The organism is Rhodoferax ferrireducens, assembly GCF_003347515.1.
Classification (GTDB): domain Bacteria; phylum Pseudomonadota; class Gammaproteobacteria; order Burkholderiales; family Burkholderiaceae_C; genus Rhodoferax.
The window spans coordinates 42,757-66,439 of sequence record NZ_QEII01000262.1; the positions used below are offsets into that span (position 1 = coordinate 42,757).

General features: G+C 62.9%; 25 protein-coding genes. 21 read left to right on the forward strand and 4 right to left on the reverse strand.

Annotated features, from left to right (window positions below; all coding sequences use genetic code 11):
* Positions 1-6 precede the first annotated feature (6 nt).
* Complete coding sequence (locus tag C5P05_RS09905) at positions 7-2,595, reverse strand: cation-translocating P-type ATPase (RefSeq protein ID WP_114969673.1); 2,589 nt, start codon at positions 2,593-2,595, stop codon at positions 7-9.
* Entirely contained in the window at positions 2,565-5,072 is a 2,508-nt protein-coding gene (gene mgtA, locus C5P05_RS09910) for a magnesium-translocating P-type ATPase (protein ID WP_114969674.1), read from the reverse strand. Before mgtA ends, C5P05_RS09905 begins: the two co-directional genes overlap by 31 nt.
* A 318-nt stretch (positions 5,073-5,390) precedes the next feature.
* On the opposite strand from mgtA, the gene C5P05_RS09915 reads away from it, so the two are divergent.
* From C5P05_RS09915 to C5P05_RS09935, 4 genes are all read left to right on the forward strand, one after another.
* Positions 5,391-6,533 carry a hypothetical protein gene (locus C5P05_RS09915; RefSeq protein ID WP_114969675.1) on the forward strand — a complete coding sequence of 381 codons (1,143 nt, stop codon included), beginning with the start codon at positions 5,391-5,393 and terminating at the stop codon, positions 6,531-6,533.
* A 334-nt stretch (positions 6,534-6,867) separates the two neighbouring features.
* Positions 6,868-8,157 (forward strand): 2Fe-2S iron-sulfur cluster-binding protein, encoded by a 1,290-nt coding sequence (locus tag C5P05_RS09925; RefSeq protein ID WP_114969677.1) that lies wholly within the window; start codon positions 6,868-6,870, stop codon positions 8,155-8,157.
* Entirely contained in the window at positions 8,158-8,736 is a 579-nt protein-coding gene (locus tag C5P05_RS09930; protein WP_114969678.1) for a hypothetical protein, read from the forward strand.
* A complete protein-coding gene (locus C5P05_RS09935) occupies positions 8,733-9,470 on the forward strand; it encodes a cytochrome c3 family protein (protein ID WP_114969679.1) in 738 nt (245 codons plus the stop codon). The genes C5P05_RS09930 and C5P05_RS09935 overlap by 4 nt, the downstream gene beginning before the upstream one ends.
* 19 nt (positions 9,471-9,489) lie before the next feature.
* Here the strand turns inward: C5P05_RS09935 and C5P05_RS09940 are convergent, their stop codons facing one another.
* Positions 9,490-9,720 carry a ketopantoate reductase family protein gene (locus C5P05_RS09940; RefSeq protein ID WP_114969680.1) on the reverse strand — a complete coding sequence of 77 codons (231 nt, stop codon included), beginning with the start codon at positions 9,718-9,720 and terminating at the stop codon, positions 9,490-9,492.
* A 113-nt stretch (positions 9,721-9,833) separates the two neighbouring features.
* Here C5P05_RS09940 and C5P05_RS09945 point away from each other — a divergent pair, with 113 nt between their 5' ends.
* The 17 genes from C5P05_RS09945 to waaF all read left to right on the forward strand — a co-directional run bounded on the left by C5P05_RS09945 (position 9,834) and on the right by waaF (position 22,125).
* A complete protein-coding gene (locus C5P05_RS09945) occupies positions 9,834-10,196 on the forward strand; it encodes a roadblock/LC7 domain-containing protein (RefSeq protein WP_114969681.1) in 363 nt (120 codons plus the stop codon).
* An 11-nt stretch (positions 10,197-10,207) separates the two neighbouring features.
* Positions 10,208-10,702 (forward strand): PAS domain-containing protein, encoded by a 495-nt coding sequence (locus tag C5P05_RS09950; RefSeq protein WP_114969752.1) that lies wholly within the window; start codon positions 10,208-10,210, stop codon positions 10,700-10,702.
* Positions 10,699-11,448 carry a phosphate/phosphite/phosphonate ABC transporter substrate-binding protein gene (locus C5P05_RS09955; protein ID WP_114969682.1) on the forward strand — a complete coding sequence of 250 codons (750 nt, stop codon included), beginning with the start codon at positions 10,699-10,701 and terminating at the stop codon, positions 11,446-11,448. Before C5P05_RS09950 ends, C5P05_RS09955 begins: the two co-directional genes overlap by 4 nt.
* On the forward strand, positions 11,441-12,043 hold the full coding sequence (locus C5P05_RS09960) for a hypothetical protein (protein WP_157979281.1): 603 nt from the start codon (positions 11,441-11,443) through the stop codon (positions 12,041-12,043). Before C5P05_RS09955 ends, C5P05_RS09960 begins: the two co-directional genes overlap by 8 nt.
* Complete coding sequence (locus C5P05_RS09965) at positions 12,040-12,960, forward strand: hypothetical protein (protein WP_114969684.1); 921 nt, start codon at positions 12,040-12,042, stop codon at positions 12,958-12,960. Before C5P05_RS09960 ends, C5P05_RS09965 begins: the two co-directional genes overlap by 4 nt.
* Before the next feature lie 7 nt (positions 12,961-12,967).
* Positions 12,968-13,507 (forward strand): GTP-binding protein, encoded by a 540-nt coding sequence (locus C5P05_RS09970; RefSeq protein ID WP_114969685.1) that lies wholly within the window; start codon positions 12,968-12,970, stop codon positions 13,505-13,507.
* A gap of 46 nt (positions 13,508-13,553) precedes the next feature.
* Positions 13,554-14,177: a hypothetical protein gene (locus tag C5P05_RS09975; protein WP_114969753.1), complete on the forward strand. Its 624-nt coding sequence runs from the start codon at positions 13,554-13,556 to the stop codon at positions 14,175-14,177.
* Between the two features lie 90 nt (positions 14,178-14,267).
* On the forward strand, positions 14,268-15,635 hold the full coding sequence (gene radA / locus C5P05_RS09980; RefSeq protein WP_114969686.1) for a DNA repair protein RadA: 1,368 nt from the start codon (positions 14,268-14,270) through the stop codon (positions 15,633-15,635).
* 63 nt (positions 15,636-15,698) lie between these two features.
* Positions 15,699-16,100: a DUF1924 domain-containing protein gene (locus C5P05_RS09985; protein WP_114969687.1), complete on the forward strand. Its 402-nt coding sequence runs from the start codon at positions 15,699-15,701 to the stop codon at positions 16,098-16,100.
* A 29-nt stretch (positions 16,101-16,129) separates the two neighbouring features.
* On the forward strand, positions 16,130-16,618 hold the full coding sequence (locus tag C5P05_RS09990) for a diheme cytochrome c (RefSeq protein ID WP_114969688.1): 489 nt from the start codon (positions 16,130-16,132) through the stop codon (positions 16,616-16,618).
* 6 nt (positions 16,619-16,624) lie between these two features.
* Positions 16,625-17,332, forward strand: coding sequence for a cytochrome b/b6 domain-containing protein (locus tag C5P05_RS09995; protein ID WP_114969689.1), 708 nt, complete (start codon positions 16,625-16,627; stop codon positions 17,330-17,332).
* A gap of 29 nt (positions 17,333-17,361) precedes the next feature.
* A complete protein-coding gene (locus C5P05_RS10000) occupies positions 17,362-18,033 on the forward strand; it encodes a winged helix-turn-helix domain-containing protein (protein WP_114969690.1) in 672 nt (223 codons plus the stop codon).
* Positions 18,030-19,391, forward strand: a complete 1,362-nt coding sequence (locus tag C5P05_RS10005; RefSeq protein WP_114969691.1) for an ATP-binding protein — start codon at positions 18,030-18,032, stop codon at positions 19,389-19,391. Before C5P05_RS10000 ends, C5P05_RS10005 begins: the two co-directional genes overlap by 4 nt.
* Positions 19,392-19,469: 78 nt before the next feature.
* Positions 19,470-19,904: a glycerate kinase gene (locus C5P05_RS10010; RefSeq protein ID WP_114969692.1), complete on the forward strand. Its 435-nt coding sequence runs from the start codon at positions 19,470-19,472 to the stop codon at positions 19,902-19,904.
* A 50-nt stretch (positions 19,905-19,954) separates the two neighbouring features.
* Entirely contained in the window at positions 19,955-20,905 is a 951-nt protein-coding gene (locus tag C5P05_RS10015) for a branched-chain amino acid transaminase (RefSeq protein ID WP_114969693.1), read from the forward strand.
* Positions 20,906-20,924: 19 nt separating this feature from the next.
* The gene (locus tag C5P05_RS10020; protein WP_198674686.1) at positions 20,925-21,131 is read left to right on the forward strand and encodes a zinc-finger domain-containing protein; all 207 of its coding nucleotides are present in this window, start codon (positions 20,925-20,927) and stop codon (positions 21,129-21,131) included.
* Positions 21,118-22,125 (forward strand): lipopolysaccharide heptosyltransferase II, encoded by a 1,008-nt coding sequence (waaF, locus tag C5P05_RS10025; protein WP_269813920.1) that lies wholly within the window; start codon positions 21,118-21,120, stop codon positions 22,123-22,125. Before C5P05_RS10020 ends, waaF begins: the two co-directional genes overlap by 14 nt.
* Before the next feature lie 268 nt (positions 22,126-22,393).
* Here the strand turns inward: waaF and C5P05_RS10030 are convergent, their stop codons facing one another.
* Entirely contained in the window at positions 22,394-23,683 is a 1,290-nt protein-coding gene (locus tag C5P05_RS10030; RefSeq protein WP_114969695.1) for an ATP-binding protein, read from the reverse strand.

Below are 23,683 nucleotides of genomic sequence, written 5' to 3' on the forward strand. Positions count from 1 at the left end.
GTGTCATCACCTCGGCCGCGTCTGCATCAGGCGACGGCTGAATTTGATCGCCTCGAACCAGAACACGCTGAGTAAACCCAGGACCAGGGCTGTCAGCAGGTCAGGTAGCGCCAAGGGTTCGAACACAAACAGGCGCGCTATTCCTGGCAGGTAAAGCACCAGCCCGAGAAAGCCCAGCGTCACGCCGGTCACGAGCCACAGCGTGCGGTTGGGCACGCGCAGCGAGGCCCAGAGCGAGCCGGTGCGCGAGCGGTTGGAAAAAATCAGCGCCACATTGCCCATCACCAGCGTCGTAAAGGCAAAGGCACGGGCTTCCTTCTCCGTCAGCCAGGTCGCGCCCCAGGCATAGGCCCCCAGCACCACCAGCAGCACGCCCACACCCTGCAGCAGCGCGAGCGCCAATGTCATGCCGCCAAACAGCTGGGCCATGGCATCACGCGGCGGGCGCTGCATCACATCCGACTCGGACGGCTCGTTCTCGAACACCATGGAGCAGGCCGGGTCGATCACCAGTTCCAGGAACGCAATGTGCAGCGGGAACAGCACCGTGGGCCAGCCCAGCAGCACCGGCAGCAGCGCCATGCCGGCAATCGGAACATGCACGGCCAGGATGTAGGACATGGATTTGCGCAGGTTGTCGAAGATGCGCCGACCCAGGCGCACGGCTCGCACGATGGAGGCAAAGTTGTCGTCCAGCAGCACCAGCGAGGCGGCCTCGCGCGCCACGTCGGTGCCGCGCCCGCCCATGGCCACGCCGACATGCGCGGCCTTGAGCGCGGGGGCGTCGTTCACGCCATCGCCGGTCATGGCGACCACCTCGGCATTGGCTTTGAGTGCCTGCACGATGCGCAACTTTTGCTCCGGCGCAATGCGGGCGCAGACGCTCACTGTTGCCATGCGCGCCTGCAGTTCGGCCTCGCTCATAAGCGCCATGGCGTCGCCGGTCAGCACCTCACCCGCGTCCAGTTGCGCCTGGGCGGCAATGGCGCGGGCGGTGGCGGGATAGTCGCCGGTGATCATCACGACGCGGATGCCGGCACTACGGCACTGCGCCACTGCGTCGGGGATTTCGGCGCGCAGCGGGTCCGCCAGACCCAGCAGGCCGATGAATTCGAACTCGAAATCGTGCTCGATGGCGGGCCAGTCCTCGCCGGCGAAGCGCGCCTGGGCCACACCCAGCACACGCAAACCCTGCGCCGCCATGGCCTCGACGGCGGCGCCAATGTCGGCCTGCGCGTCTTCATCCAGATGGCACAAATCGACGATCGCCTCGGGCGCGCCCTTGGCCGCCACCACATGCGACGACTCGCCCGCCAAGGCCTTCCAGACATGGGACATGGCGCGCAACTCCGGCGTCAAGCCGTATTCATGCTTGAGCGTCCAGTCATGGTGCAGATGCTCGGTGTCCGCCAGAAAATGCTGGCCCAGCCGGTGGAAGGCTTTTTCCATCGGATCAAACGGGTCGCTCATGCTGGCCAGGATGGAGTACTCGACGAGGGTGTGAAAGGTCTCGGGCAACTCGGTGCTGGCGGCGTAGTCAATCGCCAGGCTCTCGCCCTGTCGCCCGACCTCGCCCCGTGCATAGAGCTGCACCACGGTCATGCGGTTCTCGGTCAGGGTGCCGGTCTTGTCCACGCACAACACCGAGGTGGCGCCCAGGGTTTCGATGGCGGCGATGCGCCGGGTGAGCACGTTCTGCTTCGACAGGCGCCAGGCGCCCAAGGCAGGCAACACGGTCAGCACCACCGTGAACTCCTGCGGCAGCATGGCCATGGCCAGCGCGATGCCGGCCAGCAGCGCCGCCAGCCAGTCGCCGCGCAGCAGGCCATAGGCCAGCACCAGCAGCAGGCTGGTGATGAAGGCGATGACCGCCAGCACTTGCACCAGCCGGGTCGTCTGCTTTTTGAGCGGCGAGCGCTCCAGCGTGAGCGACTCCAGCGCCGTGCCGATGCGCCCGATTTCGCTGCGCGCGCCGGTGGCCGTGACCCGCGCCATGCCGTGACCCTGGACCAAGAGCGTGCCGGAATACAAGTACGCCAAACCGTCGCCGCCGGGGCGAACCGTGGCTGCCGGCGCGGCGGTCGCACCGGCCACCTTGCTCACCGGCAACGCCTCGCCGGTCAGCAGGGATTCGTCCACCTGCACCTCGCTGCCCGAGATCAGCAGCGCATCGGCCGGGATGCGGTCGCCCTCGGCCAGCACCAGCAGATCGCCACGCACCACCTCGCGCCCGGCGCTGCGCTGCGGCCGCCCGTCGCGCAGCACCAGCGCACGCGGGCTGGTGAGGTCGCGCAGCGCCGCCATGGCGCGCTCGGTCTTGCCCTCCTGGTACAAGGTCAGGGCCAGCACCACCAGCACCAGGCCAAACAGAACCAGGCCTTCTTGCAGGTCGCCCAGCACCAGGTACAGGACGCCCGCCGCCAGCAGCAGCATGAACATCGGCTCCTGCAAGGTCTCGCGGGCGATGGCGCGCAGGCTGCGGCGTTGATCACCGGGCAGCGCATTCGGGCCGTCGTCCAGCAGGCGCTGCGCGGCCTGCGCCGTCGTCAAGCCGCTGGCGTCGCTCACGCCTTCATCAGGCGTTTGTAAAACCATTGTTTACCCCCTTCCACCGCCAGCAGGTAGGCGATCAGCAAGCCCGCCAGCAGCGCAAAAAACGACAGCGGCAGCGGCGTAAAACCCAGGTACGGCGCCAGCGGCGTGAACGGCAACAGCATGGCCGTCACCACCACGCCCAAAGACGTCAGCACCAGCCAGCGCGTAGGCTGGCTGCGCAAGGGGTTGCGCCGCGTGCGGATGACAAAAATCACCAGCACCTGGGTGGCGATCGACTCCACAAACCAGCCGGTGCGAAACAGCGACTCGTGCGCCTTGAACAGGCTGAGCAAGAGGTAAAAGGTCAGGAAGTCGAACAGTGAGCTGATGGGCCCGATGGTCAGCATGAAATTGCGGATGAAAGCCATGTCCCAGCGTTTGGGCTGCGCCAGGTCTTCGGCGTCCACGTTGTCCATGGGCAGCGTGATTTCCGACACATCGTACATCAGGTTGTTGAGCAGAATCTGCAGCGGCAACATCGGCAGAAATGGCAAGAACAAGGTGGCGGCGGCCATGCTGAACATATTGCCGAAATTGGAGCTGGTGGCCATCAGGATGTACTTCATCACGTTGCCAAAGGTGCGCCGCCCTTCCAGAATGCCCTGGTGCAACACCATCAGGTCGCGCTCCAGCAAGATCATGGCGGCCGCCTGCTTGGCCACGTCCACCGCGCCCTCGACCGAGATGCCGACATCGGCCGTGTGCAGCGAGGGCGCGTCGTTGATGCCGTCGCCCAGATAACCGACCACATGGCCGCGCGCTTTGAGCGCCAGGATGATGCGGTTTTTCTGCGACGGGTTGACGCGGCAAAACAGATTGACGCCTTCGACGCGAGCGCGCAAGGCGTCGTCGTGCAGCTTGGCCACCTCGGTGCCGGTCAGCACGCCCTCGATGGGCACGCCGAGCTGGGTGCAGACGTGGCGCGTCACGCGTTCGTTGTCGCCCGTCACGATTTTCACGGCCACACCGCTGGCGGCCATCGCCCGCAAGGCATCGCCAGCGCTGGCTTTGGGCGGGTCCAGAAAGGCGGCAAAACCCGCGAACACCAGCGTACTCTCGTCCGACACCACCGCGTGCGGGTGATCCAGCGGCACGTCGCGCCAGGCGATGCCCAGTACCCGGAAACCCTCCTCGCCCAAGCTGTCGTACAGGGCGTTGATGCGAGTCCGCGTCGCAACGTCAAGCGTTACGGTGTTGCCGGAAGCGTCCTGGTAATGGGTGCACAAACGCATAATGTCTTCCGGCGCGCCCTTGACCACCAGTCGGCGCGCGCCGGCCCGCTGCACCAGCACCGAGACGCGACGGCGCTCGAAATCAAACGGCACTTCGTCGATCTTGGTCCAGGCGGAGACGTCAATGTCTTCGTGCGCCAGGATGGCATCGTCCAGCGGGCTCTTCAGGCCGCTCTCGAAATAGCTGTTAAGGTAGGCCTGTGCCAGAACGTTCGCGTTGTCCTGGCCGCTGGCGTCCACATGGCGCTCCAGCCGGATCTTCGCCTCGGTCAGGGTGCCGGTCTTGTCGGTGCACAACACGTCCATCGCACCCATGTCCTGAATCGCCGAGGGGCGCTTGACGATCACCTTCAGGGCCGCCATGCGCAGGGCGCCGCGCGTTAGCGTCACCGACACCACCATCGGCAACAGCTCGGGCGTGAGGCCCACCGCCAGCGCCACGGCAAACAAAAACGACTCCAACAAGGAGCGGTGCAAGGCCACATTGACCAGCAAGGTGAACAGCACCAGCATCACCGTCAAACGCATGATGAGCATGCCGAAATGCCGGGTGCCGATCTCGAAGGCGGTGGGTGGCGCCTTCTCACTCAGGCTCACCGCTATTTGTCCCAAGGTCGTGGCGCTGCCGGTGCGGCCAATCCGCACACGGGCCGAGCCGCTGACCACCGAGCTGCCCATGAAGACGGCGTCCAGCACGTCCAGCGCCCAGTCCTCGGGCGCGGTCGAGGCGGCCTGCGCTTCTGTTGCTATTTCTACCTTTTCTTGCGGGGCTTGAGCCTTTTTTTCCACCGGATACGGCTCACCCGTCAGCTGCGCCTGGTTGACGAAGAAGTCGTCAGCTTCCAGCACCCTGGCATCGGCCGGAATGAGGTTGCCGGCCGACAGGAGCACCACATCACCCGGCACCAACTCGGTCACCGGCAGCTCGTGCGCCTGACCATCGCGCAGCACGGTAGCGGTCACCGCGACTTGCAAGGCGAGTTGCTCCGCCGCCCGGCCAGCGCGGTAGGCCTGGACAAAATCCAGCGTCACGCTCATCAGCACAATCAGGCCGACGATGAGGGCCCCGGTGACGTCGCCAGTCAGGGCGGAGATGCCGCTGGCGGCCAGCAGCACCAGGACCAGGGGGTTTTTGAAGTGCGCCAGAAACTGCAGCAGCACGGCACGCTGCGTGACCGGCTGCAGCCGATTCGGGCCGTGCTGTTTCAGTCGCTGGGCCGCCTCCAGACTGCCTAGGCCGTCCAATGCGGGCCCCAAATTGGCGGATGCAGCGGCATTCGTCCATGCACCACACCAGTATTGGCGGCCAACAAGTAGATGGGTTTGTTTTTGAGATTTCTCATTTCGCAATCCTCAAACTTTACGCTTAATCATCGACTATGCAGCCCGTTTTTCGTGGGCAAGATCGCTTTTAAGCAGCGATCAAGAAAAGAACTACGCCCACGGGCAGTACTAGGAAAACCGAGCTGAAATGGCAAAATTTCATATACGTTCTCATGCCGGCGGCGCCACCGGCCGTGGCTGCGACTGGCGGCCGATGGTCCGCTGCTTGGAGTAAGGGCGGTGCTTTGGCGACTGAAATCATACCTGCGGCGCTTGCGCGTCGCCATGCGGCCGATGCGCGAGCGCGGGTTGGGCCTCGTTTCCGTGCTCATGGTGCATGTGCCGGTGGCGTTTCTATTTCGTAGCTGGCGCGTGCTGGCACAGCCGCTTAACGGCGGGCTGATTCAGCGCGTTTTTAATCAGCCGCGCTTCGTCGATTTCCAGGACGGATTAGCGGATAGTGCGCTGCCGCGCTTTTATGTGATCGTGATGCCATTCACGCTGCACTTCCTGCTGCCTTGCCTGGCGCTGCTGCAGGGGCGTGCCCAGGTCGTGTTACTAGAAAATGGAATACGTCACTGGGAGCGGCGTGTGCTGACCCACCGCTTTCCGTCACTGCCGATGTTCAATTTGTGGCGCTTGCCGTTTTCAAGTGTGGCGCACGGCAATGTCATCAGCTTGCTTCTGGAAAACCACCGCGGAAACTTCGGCATCGTCGATCATGACTGTTACGTCTTTGACGAAGCCGTCTTCGACCAGCTGGTCCCCGCCGCCGACGAATGCCTACTGAGTCTGTTTGGCGAGGCGAGCCGTAGCCTGGAGATCACGTTCCCATTGACCTACTTCCTGTTCTTCAATGCCGAGGCCTTGCGCCTGCTGATGCGTCGCTACGCTGTCGATGCGCGCCTGTACCGCGAGACACCGGCCTCGGCCCGTGACGCGATGGCGCGCATTGGGCTCGGGAAGACAACGTTTTGGAAAAACTATCACAACTTCCGCGACACGCTGCACGTTCTGCTCGCGACGGCGGTTGCCGAGGGGCTCAAGTTCCGCTTCCTGTCGTCGGACAAGGAATTGCCGGCCATGCATATCGGCGGCACCAGCATCGGTACGCACCATACGAAAGATCTGTATGCGCTTTACATTCACCTGCGCTTTCTCGAACTGTTGGACGATCCACTATTGAGCCATCGCTATGCCTTCCTGACGGCACCGCTGCGTTCATCGGCCGAGGCGCTCGCCAACGGCGATCCGACAAATACGACGTGGCAGCAGCTGCCTGTTGTCGAGTCACTGATGCAAGGTCTGCGCGACGCATTGAAAGATCCGGCGCGGCTTGGCAATGCCGGGAAAGTCAGCATCAGTGACCGCTGTCAGCGCTAACTGGCATTCGTGAATTTACATCAACACAAGCCCGCACCCGCGCCTGCAGCCGTGACAGTCCCAACAAGGCATCGGTAAACGGCGTCGGCACGCCGGTTAGCGTGCACAGGTCTATGACCACCGTCGATGGCCACCGACCCGAAAAGTCAATCTGGAACGAGCTGTTTGACTGAAATGCTTTCACGAGAAAAATATCTTAAGCCGTCGCTTTAAATGCCATTGCGGTTCATGTAGGCAATGCCAGGGGCAAATGAGAGCGCCTTTGCTGGCAGCCGCGAACGTTTGACATACGTTAAGAAAGAGATAAGGCCGCAGGCATAAGCTTGCGACACTTATGACATCTCTTTATCTGTTGCTATGGATTGCAGGAGGAATCCTGCTTCAAATCGCTGTCTATCTGGGCATCTGTTTTTGGCACCATTGGCAGGCCTACCAGGCGCTACGCCATATTGCGGCAGAGTCGGATATCGCCGCGACGTCCGAAGTTTCCATAGAGGCACAAGAGATTACTGCAGCCGCCTGGTCGGGACTTCGCACCTTTCGTGTGGAGCGCAAGGCGCTGGAAGATGCTGCAGGGCAGATCTGCTCGTTTCATCTCAAGCCCGAAGACGGGAGGCCGCTTGCGCCGTTTTTGCCAGGGCAATTTCTCACCTTCCGTCTGGATATTCCGGCCTCACAAGGAGGCACCGAATCCGTCATTCGTTGCTACTCACTGTCCGACGCGCCACAGCAAAACACCTACCGCGTTTCGATCAAGCGTGCGCCCGCACCGGCGGGCAAGCAGGTTGCACCCGGAGTTTCTTCGAATTATTTTCATGACTATGTCAAGGAGGGCAACCTGTTGCAGGTCCGTGCCCCTTCTGGCCATTTTTATATAGACCGCAGCGAATCGCCGGTGGTGTTGATTGGCGGCGGCATCGGCATCACGCCCATGCTGAGCATGCTGAACTGGTGCCTGACGGTACAGCCCGCGCGCGAGGTCTGGCTGTTTTACGGTGTGCGCAACAGTTCTGAGTTGATGATGAAGTCGCACCTGCAAGACTTGGTCGGGGCGCATTCAAACTTTCATCTGCACTTGTGTTTTAGTGACCCACTGGCCACCGATTTGGTCGATAACCCTGCCAGACAGGGCCAACATCACCACAGCCGTGTCGACGTGGCGTTGCTGCGCCGCTTATTGCCGCTCAAGCCCTACCACTTCCACATTTGCGGACCTACCCCCATGCTGGCAAGTCTGGTGCCTGCGCTGGAAGACTGGGGTGTTCCAGACGGGCGCATTCACTTTGAAGCGTTTGGCCCGGCCTCCGTGACGCGCAAAAAATCGGCCGCTGCGCGCGCTTCAGCAAGTATTGCTGACGGCAATGGCGACGCCGTCATGGTCTTGTTCGCCAAGTCCGGCAAGCAACTACCCTGGCAGCCGGGAATGGGCTCTTTGCTGGAATTTGCCGAGGCAAACGGCATTGCCGTCAACTCCGGGTGCCGCGCGGGTGGTTGCGGCAGTTGCCAGACCAGCATCCGTACAGGGGAGGTGGCCTACACCCAATCGCCTGACTTTGATCCCGAGCCGGGCAATTGCCTGCTGTGCGTTTGCACGCCCAAGACCGCAGTGACACTGGAGGTGTAAATGAAAAATTCACTTTGGCATGAGCATGTATTGCCTTTCACCCTGCTGCTGGGTTTACTGGCCGCCACCACGTTGGCGGGGGACTATCTGCTGCATCGCTTCAACCTGGTATGGGTGGGGCGTTACATGGGCATACCGGGCACGGTGCTCATTGTTGGCTCGCTGTACTACTCCTTGCGCAAGCGAAAGTACGTCGCCAGCGGCGACCCCAAATCGCTGCTCAAAATGCATGAGTTCAGCGCCTGGCTGGGCTCCCTGATGGTACTGATCCATGCCGGGGTGCATTTCAACGCCATCCTGCCGTGGCTGGCTACGATTGCCATGGGGGTGAATGTGATCAGCGGCATGGTGGGCAAGATGTTGTTGAAACGCTCACGCCAGCATGTACAAGGCGAGCGCGAGAAGTTTCAGCTGCGGGGACTGTCCAAGACGGAGGTGGAACAATCGGTGTTCTGGGATTCCGTGGCGCTCGGCGCCATGACGCAGTGGCGCAAAGTGCACATTCCCATCTTCATCGTGTTTGCCGTCCTGGCATTGGGCCATATCTTCAGCATCTTCTTGTTCTGGGGATGGGTATGAGCCGGACTCTCAAAATCATTCTGGCCATCAACCTGGTGGTGCTCGCCATATTGACCTTCGCGTATGCGCACCTGATGGTGGGTCCTGGCAAGCTGATTGCGGGTCACAAGCAGCTGGATACGGATTGCTTTGCCTGTCATGTGTCTTTCAGAGGTGCCCGTTCCGAGAAATGCGTGAGCTGCCACAAGCCCTCCGACATAGGCCGATTGACAACGACCGGCATACCCCTGGCCAAGCCGCTCACTTCAACGCCGTTCCATCAAGAGCTGATCAGCCAGGACTGCACTTCTTGCCACAGCGACCATGCGGGCGTGAAACGCTACCAAGTGCATGGCAGTTTCAATCACGCCCTGCTGAAGAAGGAAACCAGCGACCAATGCCAGGCCTGCCACAAGTCCCCCTCCGATTCCTTGCACCGGCAAATCACCGGCAATTGCGCACAGTGCCATACACAGAATAAATGGACACCGGCCACCTTTAACCACGATAGATATTTCTTGCTGGATAGCGACCACAATGCCAGCTGTGTGACCTGCCATGTTCGCAATGACTACAGCCGCTTCACCTGCTACGGTTGCCACGAGCACACGCCTTCTAATATTCGTCGCAAGCATATTGAAGAAGGCATCAGCAAGTTTGACAATTGCGTTGAGTGCCACCGCAGCAGCGACGAGCACGACATCAAAGGCCGGGGTGGCGAGGACCGGGGCAGGGAAAAGCGCGAGAACGATTGATTCGTTCGGACATCGCCCTTCACCACAGCTTGTACCAGGTGTCTTTCTGGATCTGCTCGAAAACCGTGGCGTCAAACCCGGCGCGCACCAGCAGCGCGGCGAGTTGCGCCAAGCGCCCGGTCTGGGTGCCGGCGGGTTCCCCAATGATCAGCCCGTTGCCGAAATGGTGCTGGATCAAGCCGGGGGCGGCCAGCGTGGCCCCGCGCGCCACCACACTCACGATGCAGCCCGCGCCGGACCGGCTGCACACAACGCGAGCCTCACTTGATCCGGGTCATTCCCAAGAGCATTGATCCAAATCAAGACTGCATGTGGCGCAACCCTGTCCAATCGGAAGCAAATTTGCGGATCAGGAGTAAAGCAATGCGCACCGATATGTTTCAGCAGGCGCTGGAGGACCTCAACGGCTCAACCGCCGATATTGAGGCATCTGCCCTCATTTCGACCGATGGTTTGATGATTGCCGCGGCCCTGCCGCACGGCATGGATGAGGACCGCATTGGTGCCATGTCGGCGGCGCTGCTGTCGCTGGGTGACCGCACCGCGCGCGAACTGGCGCGGGGTGCGCTGGAGCGGGTGCTGATCCAGGGCGAGCGCGGCTACGTCATCATGAGTTCCGCCGGCCCTGAGGCCGTGCTCACCGTGCTGGCCAAGTCCAACGCCAAGCTGGGGCTGATTTTTCTGGACATCAAACGGGCGGCCGAGACGCTGTCCAAACTGATCTGATGGAGGCCAGCATGGGACTGCCCGACATGGATCTGCCCTTGATGCCCTCCATCGAGGCCCGCCTGACCTACACCGACGGCAGCGCGCGCACGGTCTACACCACCGAGGTGGAGAGGCCTTTCCCCGAAGGGCGGCTGATCGTCTCCAGCACCGACCTGGCCGGCATCATCACGCACGCCAACGACGCCTTTGTGGAGATGAGCGGCTATGCCCGCGAGGAGCTGATGGGCGCGCCGCATCACATCCTGCGCCACCCCGACATGCCCAAAATCGCCTTCAAGGGCCTGTGGGACACCATCGCCGCCGGCCAAAAGTGGCACGGCTACGTGAAGAACCTGCGCAAGGATGGCGCCTTTTACTGGGTTTACGCCACCGCCGTGCCCAACATCCGCCAGGGCGTGATCATGGGCTACACCTCGGTGCGGCGCAAACCTTCGCGCACCCGCATTGCCGAACTGGTACCGGTGTATCGGCAATGGCTGGACGAGGAGAAAGCCGCATCATGACCCTCAATTTTCTGATTGCACCGGACTTCGCGCCGGAACGTTTTGCCGGCTGGCACATGCTCAACACCACGCTGCAGCGGCGCTCGGGCATTCATCTGCACCTGCTGACGCCGGCCAATGCGCTGGAACAGGCCCAACTGCTGACGGCATGCCAAGCCGATCTGGTCTATGCCAACCCGTTTGACGCGACCGACATGATCCGCACGCACGGCTACCTTCCGTTTGCCCGGCCGTCCCAGCGCTTTGACGAGATGGTGATTGCCACCGGCGCCGAGTCCGGCCTGCTGAGCGTGGATGACCTGAAACCGGGTTGCCGCATCGCGCTGACGGAAAACAAGGACGTCAAGCTCATCGGCCTGCGCCTGCTGGAGCCGGCCGACCTGACCGAGTCGCTGATTGAGTGGGTGCCGGTGGACAGCTACCAGGCGGCGGCGCGGCGCGCCATCAAGGGCGAAGTGGAAGCAGCCTTCTTCCTGGCCGATGCCTTCGCCTCGCTGACGCGCATGACGCGCAGCCAGTTGCGGGTGCTGGTGGAAAGCGCCATCAGCGACATCTCCCATGTGCTGCTGGCCCACCCCCGGATGGCCGACAGCCTGCCGGCCATCAAGCTGGCCTTGCTCGGCATGGGGCAAGCCGCCGGGGATGCCGATGTGCTCGACGCCCTGGGTTTGCCCCACGGGTTTGAACCCATGACGCAGGAAGAGGCCGAGTTCATGATCGACCTGATGGACACTTTGCTTGACTGATTCGGCCCCGATGCGTGAGGTTCAGGCCAGCGCGCGGCCAGCGCGTCTGACGGTACGCCAGCAGGCGCGCCGTCTGCTGCGCGACCCGCTGGATGTGGGTGTGCATCTGACGCGGCTGCAGGCTGCGCTGGAACTGCCGGGCGCCGAGCCGGCGCAGGGCGCATTGGCGGACATTTTTGTGGCTTTTGGCGAACGCGACGAGTTGTTGAAGCGCCAGGCGCTGCAATTGGCCCGCGCCCGGCTGGCGGAACATGTGGTGCGCTGGTTCGAGGCGCAGGCGGGACAGGCGCGGCTCTCCCGCATCACACCGCTGGCCACACGCTGGAGCGTGCTGGCCCGCCCCAGCGCCGATATTTCCACCCGCGCCCGCCGTTGCAGTGGGGACGATTCACGGGCGCTGGCGGCACAGGCCGTGACGGCCTTTGAAAACGCCGACACGCAGGCGCAGCAGGCGTTTTTACACCATTGCATCACCTGCCATGACAACCTGGCCTTCATGCTGGCGCGCCGCGCCCTGCTGCAAAGCGGCGCCACGCTGCCGCCACACTGGGAAACCGTGAGCCGACAACTTCAACAAACACAGGAGCTCGCATGAAGCTGGTGGTCACCGGCCTGTCACCGCGCGAGGAAACAGCCTTTGGCATCTTTTTGAGCCGCACCTTGCGGAACTGGCTGTGGCAAAGCGTGCCGGCAAGCCGCACGGCCGTGTTGCCCCCAGCCGATTTGATCGTGGCCGACCTCGTGCCCCTGGGATTGGGCCAGTGGTCGGAGGCGGCCGAGGCCGATCTGCTGCAACGGCTGCAGGGCACGCCCGCCGTGCTGCTGGTGCCCGCGCACGACCAGACCTGGGCTGCGATGGACGCCGACACCGTGAAACAGCATTCGCTGGTCTGGCTGGCCAAGCCCTATGGCACCAAGGAAATGCAGGCGGCGCTGGAACAGGCAGCTTTGTCGGTCAAACGCCCGGCCCGCCCGGCCGCGCCGCCACCCGTTTCCGCTTCAGTTCCCGCTGCCGCGCCTGTTTCAGCGAGGGCGGCACCGACGTTTCTCTCGGCCAACCCGCCGGCCGTTCCCCCGGCAGCGCGCACGCCCCAGCGCGTCAACCCGGTGAGCATACCGATAGAGGCACAAGGTCTGAGCGCCGCCGAATTGCACGCGCGGCTGGCGGCCCTGCCCGAGCCGGGCGGCCAGGTGTTTCTGCGCAAGCTCGCCGAGATGCTGGTGCTGGACCATCCATTTGAAGCCCGCTTCACCGTGCAGAATTCGCTCATCGTCCATCCGGCCGATGGCTGGATCGCCACCAACACGCCAATGACGGTGATCGAGCGGGTCTGCCAGAGCGATGCGCTGGCGTCGGCCGTCAGCATCCGGGCCATCGACGGCCCCCAGGCCGAGGAGCGGGCGCAGCGCCTGGGCATGCCACCGAGCGAGCTCGATGTGTTCCTGTCGCAACTCGTGGCCAAAACGCTGGACCGTCCAGCCTCGCGCCCGGCGCCTGCCCCATCCTTCTGACGCATTTATGGCCATCAAATACAAAGTCGTCTTTACTGGCCCGGTGGGTTCGGGCAAAACCACGGCAATCCAGACCCTGTCCGACATCGCCGTCGTGCAGACCGAGACCGCGGCCACCGACCAGGTTCGCGCATTGAAGCCGGCCACCACGGTCGCCATGGACTACGGGCTGATGAAACTCGCCAGCGGGAACAAGGTTCATTTGTATGGCACACCGGGCCAGAAACGCTTTGATTTCATGTGGGACATCCTGAGCCGCGATGCGCACGGGCTGGTGCTGCTGATCAATGCGGCGGCGCGCGACCCGATCGACGATTTGCGCCAGTTTTGCCAGCAGTTTCGCCCTTTCATCGAGCGCAACCAGCTGGTGGTGGGCGTGACCCACGCCGAAAAGGCCGGCAAGGATGTGGCGACGGCACTGATGGATGAATTGCAAAATCAGGGCGCCGCGCCACGCGTGATGGACGCGGATGCGCGCAACCGCAAGCACATGACCCTTCTCGTTGAATCCCTGATCTTCGGCATGAGAACGCCCCATGGTGCGTGACGCGGCTTCCCCTTTTTTTCCTCTTTCAACAATGACGGGCACCTCGATGACCACCCCAGCCTCTGAATGGTTTATGTTGACGCCGGCGGGCGTGCTGTATGCCTTTGCCCGCCAGCAGCCCGACGACACCGAATTGGCCCTGCAAGCACTGCTGGCGGGCGAGCGCACGCTGGACGCCGCCGGCTGGGCCGACCGGGCGGCGATAGCGCCTTCGATTTCCGAGCAAGCCCTGGCGCAGGGTTGGGTGCAGTTGCTGCAGCGGCCCTTGCAGGGGCCGGATGCCAAGCTGGACGACTTCCTGCAACACGTGATTGCCTCGCTCTCGGGCGAACGGCGCGCGGTACTGGCCTCGGCGGAGGGTTTTTGCCTCGGGCGCAGCGGCATGGAACAGGACGAGGCGGACACCCTGAGCGCCGCTGCCGCCGATTATTCCGACTTCGCTGCGCGCCAGGCCCGTCGCGGCTGGGACGGCGCGACACGTTATGTGTCTTTCCACAGCGAACCCGAGTTCCTCTTGCCCAGCTATTCCTTCCTGCCCTTCTGGGTTGACGGCGCCGGCTACTGGCTGGTGCTGGGCGGCGAGCCGCTGTTGAACAACCCGGCCCTGGTCGAACTGCTGTGGGGCATCAAGGAAGCCGGTACACGGTTCGCCGGCAACCGCAGTCTCTGATGCCGCTTCTCCCCCCCTCATTTACGACCTGGCCTGAAACAGTTCGCCTGATCGGCTAGAAACTGTAGTTTCGTACAGTATTATTTGGCCATGGCCAAAGAAAAAACTGTTTACGTCTGTTCCGAGTGTGGCGGCACCAGCCCCAAATGGCTGGGCAAATGCCCGAGCTGCAGCGCCTGGAACACGCTGATTGAATCCATCCCCGAAAGCAGCGCCCCGACCAAAAACCGCTTCGCCTCGCTGGCCAAGACCGCCGAGGTCACCACCCTGGGCGACATCGACGCGGTCGACATGGCGCGCACGCCCACCGGCCATGAGGAACTGGACCGCGTGCTGGGCGGTGGCATTGTCGAAGGCGGCGTGGTGTTGATTGGCGGCGACCCCGGCATCGGCAAGTCCACGCTATTGCTACAGGCGCTGGATTCGCTGCAGCGCAGCGGACAAAACACCTTGTACGTGACGGGCGAGGAAAGCGGCGCGCAAGTGGCCCTGCGCTCGCGCCGCCTCGGGCTCGATAACTCGCAGGTGAAGGTGCTGGCCGAGATCCAGCTGGACAAAATTCTGGCCACGCTCAACACCATGCAGCCCGACATCGCCGTCATCGACTCGATCCAGACCGTGTACTCCGATCAGCTCACGTCGGCGCCCGGCTCGGTGGCCCAGGTGCGCGAGTGCGCGGCGCACCTGACGCGCACCGCCAAGGCCAGCGGTGTCTGCATCGTGCTGGTCGGCCACGTCACCAAGGAAGGCACGCTGGCCGGGCCGCGCGTGCTGGAGCACATGGTGGACACGGTGCTGTACTTTGAAGGCGACACGCACAGCAGTTTTCGATTAGTGCGCGCCATCAAGAACCGTTTTGGCGCGGTCAACGAAATCGGCGTGTTTGCCATGACCGAGAAAGGCCTCAAGGGCGTGAGCAATCCGAGCGCCATCTTCCTGAGCCAGCATGCCGAGCCGGTACCCGGCAGCTGCGTGATGGTCACGCTCGAAGGTACACGGCCGATGCTGGTGGAAATTCAGGCGCTGGTGGACAGCGGCGGACCTTCGCCACGACGTCTGAGCGTGGGTCTGGACAAAGACCGCCTCGCCATGCTGCTGGCCGTTCTGCACCGCCACGCGGGCGTGGCCTGCATGGACCAGGACGTGTTCGTCAACGCCGTCGGTGGCGTGCGCATCAGCGAGCCGGCCGCTGATCTGGCGGTGCTGCTGGCCATCACCTCGTCTCTGCGCGGCAAGCCGCTGCCCAAGGGTTTTATTGCCTTTGGTGAAGTCGGGCTGGCGGGCGAGGTGCGGCCGGCGCCGCGTGGCCAGGAACGGCTGAAAGAGGCCGCCAAACTCGGCTTCAGCGTGGCCGTGGTGCCCAAGGCCAATGCACCGAAAAAATCAATTGAAGGCCTGACCATCCATGCGGTGGAGCGGGTCGAGCAGGCGATGGAAATCGTGCGCGGTCTGGGCTGATCCAGTCTACTTAAGAAAAGCTTAATCTCCCCTCGTTAATGTCAGCTCCATCAAGGAGTCGACATGAAACGCTTTTCTTCCCTTTCTCTCGTTCTCGCCGCCCTGGCGTGTGGTCTGAGCCCGCTGGCTCAGGCCATCACACCGGCAGAGCAACTCGCAGGCTACACCGCGCAGGCCGGCGCACCGGCCCAACCCACGCGCGGCCAGCAACTGTTCACCACCCAACACGGCAAGAAGTGGAGTTGTTCGTCCTGTCACACCGCCACGCCGACCGTGGACGGCAAGCACGCCAGCACCGGCAAGGTGATAGCGCCGCTGGCGCCGGCCTTCAACCCGGAGCGCTTTGCCGACACGGCCAAAACCGAAAAATGGTTTCGCCGCAATTGCAAGGACGTGATGGGGCGTGAATGCACGCCCGCTGAAAAGTCGGATGTGCTGGCCTGGTTGCTGACGCTCAAACGCTAAAGCCCGATCAACTGCTCTGAAAGAACCTTATGTTCCATTCAAATTTCAAGAAATTGTCACTGGCGCTGCTGCTGGCAACAGGCGCTATAAACGCCGCCCAAGCGGATGACCATGGCAGCAAGGGCTCCAGCGTGACACCCCTGCCCAAATACACGCAGGAATGCGCCGGTTGCCACTTGGCCTACCCGGCCGGCATGCTGCCGGCCGCTTCCTGGCAGCGTCTGATGGGCTCCCTAGACAAGCATTACGGCACCGATGCCTCGCTGGACGACGCCAGCGCGAAGGAGATCAGCGCCTGGCTCAAGGCCAATGCAGGCACCTACAAGCGGGTCAGCGAAGTGCCACCGCAGGATCGCATCTCCAAATCCGCCTGGTTTTTGCGCAAACACCGTGACGGCGAAGTACCGGCCGGGGTCTGGAAGCGTGCTTCTGTCGGCAGCGCCTCCAATTGCGCCGCCTGCCACACCAACGCGGCACAGGGCAGTTTCAGCGAACGCGATATCAAGATACCGAAGTAGAACGCCATGACTGAATCGACAGCAAAGACCAAAATTCTGGTGTGGGACGCCCCGGTGCGGGTGTTTCACTGGCTAATGGTGCTGAGTTTCGCCGGGGCTTACCTGACCGCGGAGAGTGAGCGCTGGCGCCTGGTGCATGTGACCCTGGGCTACACCCTGGGCGGCTTGGTGGCCTTTCGCATCCTGTGGGGGCTGATGGGGACGCGCCATGCGCGTTTTGTCAGCTTTGTGCGCGGCCCCGCTGCCGTCATTCGATACGTGCGCGCCATGCTGGCGGGCGAGCCTGGGCACCATGTCGGGCACAACCCGGCCGGGGCGCTGGCGATTGTCCTGCTGCTGCTGTCCAGCATCGCCATCGTCACCACCGGCTGGGCTGTCTACAACGATGTGGGCGGCGATTGGCTGGGCGACCTGCACGAAGGCGCGGCGAACTTCATGCTGTTCGTGGTGGCGGTTCATGTGGCGGGTGTCGCCGTGGCCAGCTGGCTGCACCGTGAAAATCTGGTGCGCGCCATGGTGACGGGCAAGAAGGAGGGCACGCCCGATACAGGAATCCGCCGCGCCTGGCGTCCCCTGGCGCTGGTTATGCTGGTCGCGGTGCTGGGTTTTTGGTGGCTGCAATGGCAAAGTGCACCACCGCCTCAAACATCTGGCGGTGAGATGATGTCAGACAAAACGCAGTACAGTTCGCGCGGCCATGATGATGGCGACTGATGTGCCGATGAATCACCCTGGATTATTTAATGCGAATTCTGCTGGCTGAAGACGACGAGATGCTGGGCGACGGACTGCGTGCCGGTTTGCGCCAATTGGGCTTCCAGGTGGACTGGGTCCGTGACGGCGTGGCCGCCGAGCGCGAGTTGGCGTCCGGCGACTACATGGCGGCTGTGCTGGACCTCGGCCTGCCCCTGAAAGACGGACTCGACGTGTTGCAAGCGCTGCGTGAGCGCAAGATCAGTACCCCGGTGCTGGTGCTGACCGCGCGTGACGCCGTGCCCGATCGCATCCGCGGCCTGGATCTGGGCGCGGACGACTATGTGGTCAAACCGGTGGATCTGCATGAGCTGGGCGCCCGTCTGCGCTCCCTGGTGCGCCGCTCGCACGGTCAAATCAATGACACCCTGCGTTGTGGCGCGGTGCTGCTGGAGCCGTCAGCGCGACAGGTCAGCCTGGAGGGCAAGGCCGTGGCGCTGTCCACACGCGAATTTGATTTGCTGCACGCGCTGATGCTCAATGCCGGGCGCGTCATGTCGCGCGAGCACCTGGAGCAAAAGCTGTACAGCTGGGGCTATGAAGTGGACAGCAATGCGATCGAGGTGCATATCCACCACTTGCGCCGCAAATTACACCCGGACGTGATCCAGACCGTGCGCGGCATCGGCTACACCGTGCCGCGTTCACCGGACCCCGCATGAAGTTGCTGCGCCGCCTGAAGTCCTTGCAGGCGCGCCTGCTGGCGCTGTTACTTAGCCTGGTCACCGTCGTCTGGCTGGGCGCCGCGGTGATGACCTGGGTCGATGCGCGCCATGAACTCGACGAACTGCTGGATGGCCATCTGGCTCAGGCGGCGGCCCTGCTCGTGGTACAGCAAACCCACGCCGACGGTGATGACGTGGCCGATGCGCCTTCGCTACATAAATACGCGCCCAAGGTGGCGTTTCAGGTGTTTCACGAAGGCCAGCTGGTGATGCGTTCAAGTAATGCCGGTACCGCTCCGATGTCCGCCAATACACGCGGCTTTGCAACCGTGCGCCTGGGCGAGGACGCCGAGTGGCGGGTGTTTGCCACGCGCGGCAGCGAGAGCGATGTGCAGGTATATGTGGGCGAGCAAACGGATTCGCGCAACTCGATCTTGTGGGCCGTCTTGCGCGGCACCTTGTTGCCGCTCGTGTTTGCCTTCCCCTTGCTGGCCTTGTTGCTGTGGTGGGCGGTGCGCCAAGGTCTGGCGCCCCTGCGCCAACTCAGCCAGGCGCTGGGCCAGCGGCGTCCGCAGGCGCTGGAGCCGGTGGTACTGGGCGACATACCGGCTGAAATTCAACCGCTGGTGCTGGCACTGAACACCCTGTTCGAGCGCATCGACGCCATGGTGGCGTCCGAGCGCCGCTTCACGGCGGACGCCGCGCATGAGTTGCGGACACCGATTGCCGCCATCCGCGCCCAGGCGCAGGTGGCGCTGGGCGCCGGGACCGACAGCGCACAACGCGACCATGCCTTGCAGGTCACCCTGGCCGGGTGCGACCGCGCCACCCGGCTGGTCGAGCAACTGCTGACGCTGGCGCGGCTGGAGGCGACATCGGGCAGCGCGGCTGTGCCGGCCGCCACGGTGGACTTGAGCGCCGTGTCGCGCCGTGTCGCCGCCGAACTGGCGCCCGCAGCGCTGGCACGCCATCAAACGCTGGAACTCGATGCCGCCGCCCCGTGCGTGGTGGCAGGCACTGATATGCTGATCGGCGTGCTGGTGCGCAATCTGATCGACAACGCCCTGCGCTACAGCCCGGACGGCGCGCGCATCGATGTGCAGGTGGCACTGGCCTCGGGCCGGCCCGTCCTGCAGGTGGAGGACAGTGGCCCGGGCATGAGCGAGCCGGAGATGGCGCGCCTGGGCGAGCGATTTTTCCGGGTGCTCGGTCAGGCCCAGCCGGGCAGCGGCCTGGGCTGGTCGATTGTCAAACGCATTGCCGATGTCTTCGGGGCTCAAGTGCAGGTCAAGCGCTCGCAGCGACTGGGTGGACTGGCGGTGTGCGTGCGCTGGCCGGCGCCATCGAGGGCGTAAGCGAGCTTCAACGGCACGGGTTGCGGACTACGCAATACCCGCACGGGGGCTCACGCGCAAGCCTGCCAGAATCCGGGCATGCAATTTCAAAAAATCCTTGTCCCCCTGGCCAGTGTGGCGCTGGTCGCCGCCGCTTACCACTACTACAGTTGGCCCGGTGTGGCCGTCGCCTTGGGAGGTCTGATCATGTGGCTGCTGCTGCATTTCACCCGCATGATGACGGTGCTCAAACGGGCGTCCGACCGGCCCATCGGCTATGTCGGCAGCGCCGTCATGCTCAATGCCAAGCTGCGCCCGGGCGTCACCCTGTTGCATGTGGTGGCGATGACCAAAGCACTGGGTGCGCTGCAAAGCCCCCCAGGCACCCAGCCCGAGCTGTACCGCTGGACCGACGGCACTGAGTCGCACGTCACCTGCGAGTTTTGGGACGGCAAACTGAAAAAATGGGAGCTGGTGCGGCCGGCTCAGTCGGGCGAATCACAGACTGAATCCACCGTCAGCCCGGCCCCGTAAAATCACACTTTTGCATGACTTGCAAGCGCCCCTCTTTAAGGACCCCCCCAATGAGCCCTCTACCCCCCTCCATGTCTGACCGCGACGGCAAAATCTGGATGGACGGCCAGATGGTGGACTGGCGCGACGCCAAGATCCACGTCCTGACCCACTCCCTGCACTACGGTTGTGGCGCTTTCGAGGGCGTGCGCGCCTACAACACGGTCAATGGCACGGCGATTTTCCGGCTCGAAGAACACACCGACCGTCTCTTCAACAGCGCCAAGATTCTGCGCATGAAACTCCCCTTCACCAAGGAAGAGGTGAACGAAGCGCAAAAAGCCGTCGTGCGCGAGAACAAACTCGAATCCTGCTACCTACGCCCGCTGACCTGGATTGGCGACAAAAAATTGGGCATCAGCCCCAAGGGCAACACCATTCATCTGATGGTCGCCGCCTGGCCCTGGGGCGCTTACCTGGGCGAAGAAGGCATGAAACGCGGCATCCGCGTCAAGATCTCCAGCTACACCCGCCACCACGTCAACATCACCATGACGCAGGCCAAGGCCACCAGCAACTACACCAACTCCATCCTGGCGAATATGGAAGTCACGGACGAGGGCTATGACGAAGCCATGCTGCTCGATGCCAACGGTTTTGTGTCCGAAGGCGCTGGTGAAAATTTGTTTGTCGTCAAGGACGGTGTGGTCTACACGCCGGATCTGTCGGCCGGCGCGCTGAACGGCATCACGCGCAACACTGTGTTCCATATTGCCAAGGACCTGGGCCTGGAAGTGGTGCAAAAACGCATCACCCGTGACGAGGTCTATATCTGCGACGAAGCCTTCTTCACCGGCACCGCCGCTGAAGTGACGCCGATTCGCGAGCTGGACCGCATTGAGCTGGGTAAAGACGACTATGTGGGCAGCCGCGGCCCGATCACCGAAAAAATCCAGAGCGCGTTCTTTGACATCGTCAATGGCCGCAATCCCAAATACGCCCATTGGCTGAGCAAAGTCTGAAGAAAGCAAGATCAAGATCATGAGCAAATCTCTCGTTGAAATACTGGCCAAAGACCTGAACGAACAAGGTGGCGTGTACTGCCCCAGCCCGCTGGCCGACATGAAAATCTGGGATGGTCACCCCAAGGTCTACCTGGACGTGGCCCACAGCGGTTCGGCCAAATGCCCTTATTGCGGCACCGTCTACAAACTGAAAGAGGGCGAACACTTCGGTGGCCACCACTAACTCCCTCATCATCGCGCCCCAGTGGATTGGGGACGCGGTGATGACCGAGCCGCTGATGCGCCGCTTGCAGGCGCGCGGCGAGCGCCTCACGGTCGGCGCACTGCCCTGGGTGGCGCCGGTGTACCGCGCCATGCCGCAGGTGGCCGAGGTCATCGAGTTTCCCTTTGCCCATGGCGGCCTGCAATTCAAGGCGCGCCGCAGCTTGGCGCAACAGCTCGAAGGCCGCTTTGACACCGCCTACATTTGCCCCAACTCTCTGAAAAGCGCGCTGCTGCCGTTTTTGGCCAGCATCCCGAAACGGGTTGGCTACCTGGGTGAGGCGCGGGTGGGCTTGCTGACGCACCGGCTCAAAAATCCGCCCAAGGACCGGCGCCCGCCCATGGTCGCGTTTTACTCGGCGCTCAGTGGCGAGGCCGACATTGCGAGCGACCAGCCCCAACTGCAGCTAAATGCCGCCGAGGTCGAGCAAGCCCTGGCCGACATGGGCTTGCACCGTGGCGGCTATTACGTGTTTGCGCCGGGCGCCGAATACGGCCCTGCCAAACGCTGGCCGGCCGCGCACTTTGCCGAGCTGGCCCGCCGGCTTGACGCCCCCGTGGTCTTGCTGGGCTCCAGCAAGGAATTCGATCTGTGCGAAGAAATCGCCGCGCCGGTGAATGCCGAGCAGCCCGGCAAATGCGTGAACTTTGCAGGAAAAACGACGCTAGCCAACGCATTCAGTGCGATAGCAGCTACAAAAAGCATAGTGAGCAATGATTCCGGCCTGATGCATGTGGCGGCGGCTTTTGGCGTGCCCCAAGTGGCGATCTTCGGCTCCAGCAGCCCGCTGCACACGCCACCGCTGAATGCGCGGGCGACCGTGCTCTGGCTCAAGAACGACGGCGCCTACCAGCCCCCGCTGGACTGCGCGCCCTGCTTTGCACGGGACTGTCCGCTCGGGCACACGCGCTGTCTGGTCGATATTCAGGCCACCGACGTGCTACAGCATCTATAGCTGCCTGCGCAGCAACGACGGGGGCTAGATCCCTATTTTGCTTAAAAAAAAGCCACCCGAAGGTGGCTTTGTAAAAGTCCCCGAAAGGACGTCGTTGGAAACATTGCGTGTCTGGATGCCCGTCTATTTAAATTATTGACTGGACTCCAGCACTTGATTACTGTGACAGCAGTTGGTGCAACTTTACAGGGCATCCGACGACGACGCTATCCCCCATTTGGGGGATATTGATGACTTTCTTGTCGAAAACCATGACTTTTCGCAACATTTAGACACTTCCGTCGGACCCCAAAGGCAGCTGGACGACAAAGCAGGCACCGCTATCACCATCGGGCCGGTTTTCGCAATACACCGTACCGCCGTGGCGAATGGCGATGGACTTCACCAAAGCCAGACCGAGACCCACCCCGCCATCCCGCTCGGTCGCACCGGGCAGGCGGTAAAAAGGTTCGAATATGCGCTCTCGCAAGGCCGCCGGTACGCCCGGACCCCGGTCGCAGACTCGGATCACCGCCTGGCCGTTGCTCCTGCTCAAGGTCACGGTGATGTCGCCCGCTGCGTGGCGGCGGGCATTCTCCAGCAGGTTACGTACGGCGCGGCGCAGCAATTTGGTGATGCCTTGCACCGGCAAAGCGGCGTGACTCATCTGCCCGGCCTCTGAGCCACTGGTGTCGGGCGCCAGTTGTACCTCCAGTTCGGCGTCCACCCGTGCACACTCCTCCGCCGCCAGACCGATCAGGTCCACGGATTCAATGGTCCCCAGATCGGCCTCCCGTGCATCCAGCCGGCTGGCAAGCAGGATTTCTTCAATCAGCTGATCGAGCTCGGCAATATTGCGTTCAATTTCTTTCCTGAACGTCGGGGACGTGGTGGCCCCCATGAGTTCCAGCCCCATGCGAATGCGCGTGAGAGGCGAACGCAGCTCATGCGAGGCATTGGCCAACAGCGATTTTTGCGAGGCCAGCAACGATTCATGCGACTTCACCAGCGTCTCGATGCGCTCGGCAGCCGTGTTGAAACGCTTGGCCAGAAAGGCCACCTCGTCCTGCCCGGTCTCGGGAATGCGAATGGACAAGTCGCCCTCGCCCCATTTCTCAACCCCGCTTTGAAGCTTCTCCAAGCGGCGCGTGAGTTTGCGAATAATCGGGTAGGTGGCCAGCGCGACGGCGACCGCGACCAGCGCCAGCGTCCAGAAAAAACCGAATGGGGGCCGGTTCCAGAACGACCGCGGCGGACGCGGCATGTGCATGTGCAGGGTTTGGCCGTCCTGCATGCGCACCGTGAACTCGGGGCCACTACCATATTTGCCGCGTGAATTGGGCCCGGGCTCGCCGTCCTCGGACTCATCCGCTGAGCGGCCCGCCTGCTCAGCGTCCGGTGGGCGCAGCCGACCCAGACGGCCACCACCGATGACTTGTCCGGCCTCGTTGCGAACGACCACCTCGCGCAACGGGGGCTCGGCCGCGAGGCGCCAGGCCCAGCCCACCATCAGGGTCAGCACCGCCACCGCCAGCACGACGGCCAGCCAGATGCGCACATAGAGTTTTTTGAAAAACAT

Excerpts from the sequence above, each read along its gene's own strand:
- C5P05_RS09970 (WP_114969685.1), top strand. The coding sequence starts at position 12,968 with ATGGCCATCAAATACAAAGTCGTCTTTACTGGCCCGGTGGGTTCGGGC.
- C5P05_RS09945 (WP_114969681.1), top strand. The coding sequence starts at position 9,834 with ATGCGCACCGATATGTTTCAGCAGGCGCTGGAGGACCTCAACGGCTCA.
- C5P05_RS10000 (WP_114969690.1), top strand. The coding sequence starts at position 17,362 with ATGCGAATTCTGCTGGCTGAAGACGACGAGATGCTGGGCGACGGACTG.
- C5P05_RS10030 (WP_114969695.1), bottom strand. The coding sequence starts at position 23,683 with ATGTTTTTCAAAAAACTCTATGTGCGCATCTGGCTGGCCGTCGTGCTG.
- C5P05_RS09990 (WP_114969688.1), top strand. The coding sequence starts at position 16,130 with ATGTTCCATTCAAATTTCAAGAAATTGTCACTGGCGCTGCTGCTGGCA.
- C5P05_RS09925 (WP_114969677.1), top strand. The coding sequence starts at position 6,868 with ATGACATCTCTTTATCTGTTGCTATGGATTGCAGGAGGAATCCTGCTT.
- C5P05_RS09985 (WP_114969687.1), top strand. The coding sequence starts at position 15,699 with ATGAAACGCTTTTCTTCCCTTTCTCTCGTTCTCGCCGCCCTGGCGTGT.
- C5P05_RS10015 (WP_114969693.1), top strand. The coding sequence starts at position 19,955 with ATGAGCCCTCTACCCCCCTCCATGTCTGACCGCGACGGCAAAATCTGG.
- C5P05_RS10005 (WP_114969691.1), top strand. The coding sequence starts at position 18,030 with ATGAAGTTGCTGCGCCGCCTGAAGTCCTTGCAGGCGCGCCTGCTGGCG.
- C5P05_RS09935 (WP_114969679.1), top strand. The coding sequence starts at position 8,733 with ATGAGCCGGACTCTCAAAATCATTCTGGCCATCAACCTGGTGGTGCTC.
- C5P05_RS10020 (WP_198674686.1), top strand. The coding sequence starts at position 20,925 with ATGAGCAAATCTCTCGTTGAAATACTGGCCAAAGACCTGAACGAACAA.
- C5P05_RS09950 (WP_114969752.1), top strand. The coding sequence starts at position 10,208 with ATGGGACTGCCCGACATGGATCTGCCCTTGATGCCCTCCATCGAGGCC.
- C5P05_RS09965 (WP_114969684.1), top strand. The coding sequence starts at position 12,040 with ATGAAGCTGGTGGTCACCGGCCTGTCACCGCGCGAGGAAACAGCCTTT.
- radA (WP_114969686.1), top strand. The coding sequence starts at position 14,268 with ATGGCCAAAGAAAAAACTGTTTACGTCTGTTCCGAGTGTGGCGGCACC.
- C5P05_RS09930 (WP_114969678.1), top strand. The coding sequence starts at position 8,158 with ATGAAAAATTCACTTTGGCATGAGCATGTATTGCCTTTCACCCTGCTG.
- C5P05_RS09995 (WP_114969689.1), top strand. The coding sequence starts at position 16,625 with ATGACTGAATCGACAGCAAAGACCAAAATTCTGGTGTGGGACGCCCCG.
- C5P05_RS09975 (WP_114969753.1), top strand. The coding sequence starts at position 13,554 with ATGACCACCCCAGCCTCTGAATGGTTTATGTTGACGCCGGCGGGCGTG.
- C5P05_RS10010 (WP_114969692.1), top strand. The coding sequence starts at position 19,470 with ATGCAATTTCAAAAAATCCTTGTCCCCCTGGCCAGTGTGGCGCTGGTC.
- C5P05_RS09955 (WP_114969682.1), top strand. The coding sequence starts at position 10,699 with ATGACCCTCAATTTTCTGATTGCACCGGACTTCGCGCCGGAACGTTTT.
- C5P05_RS09905 (WP_114969673.1), bottom strand. The coding sequence starts at position 2,595 with ATGGTTTTACAAACGCCTGATGAAGGCGTGAGCGACGCCAGCGGCTTG.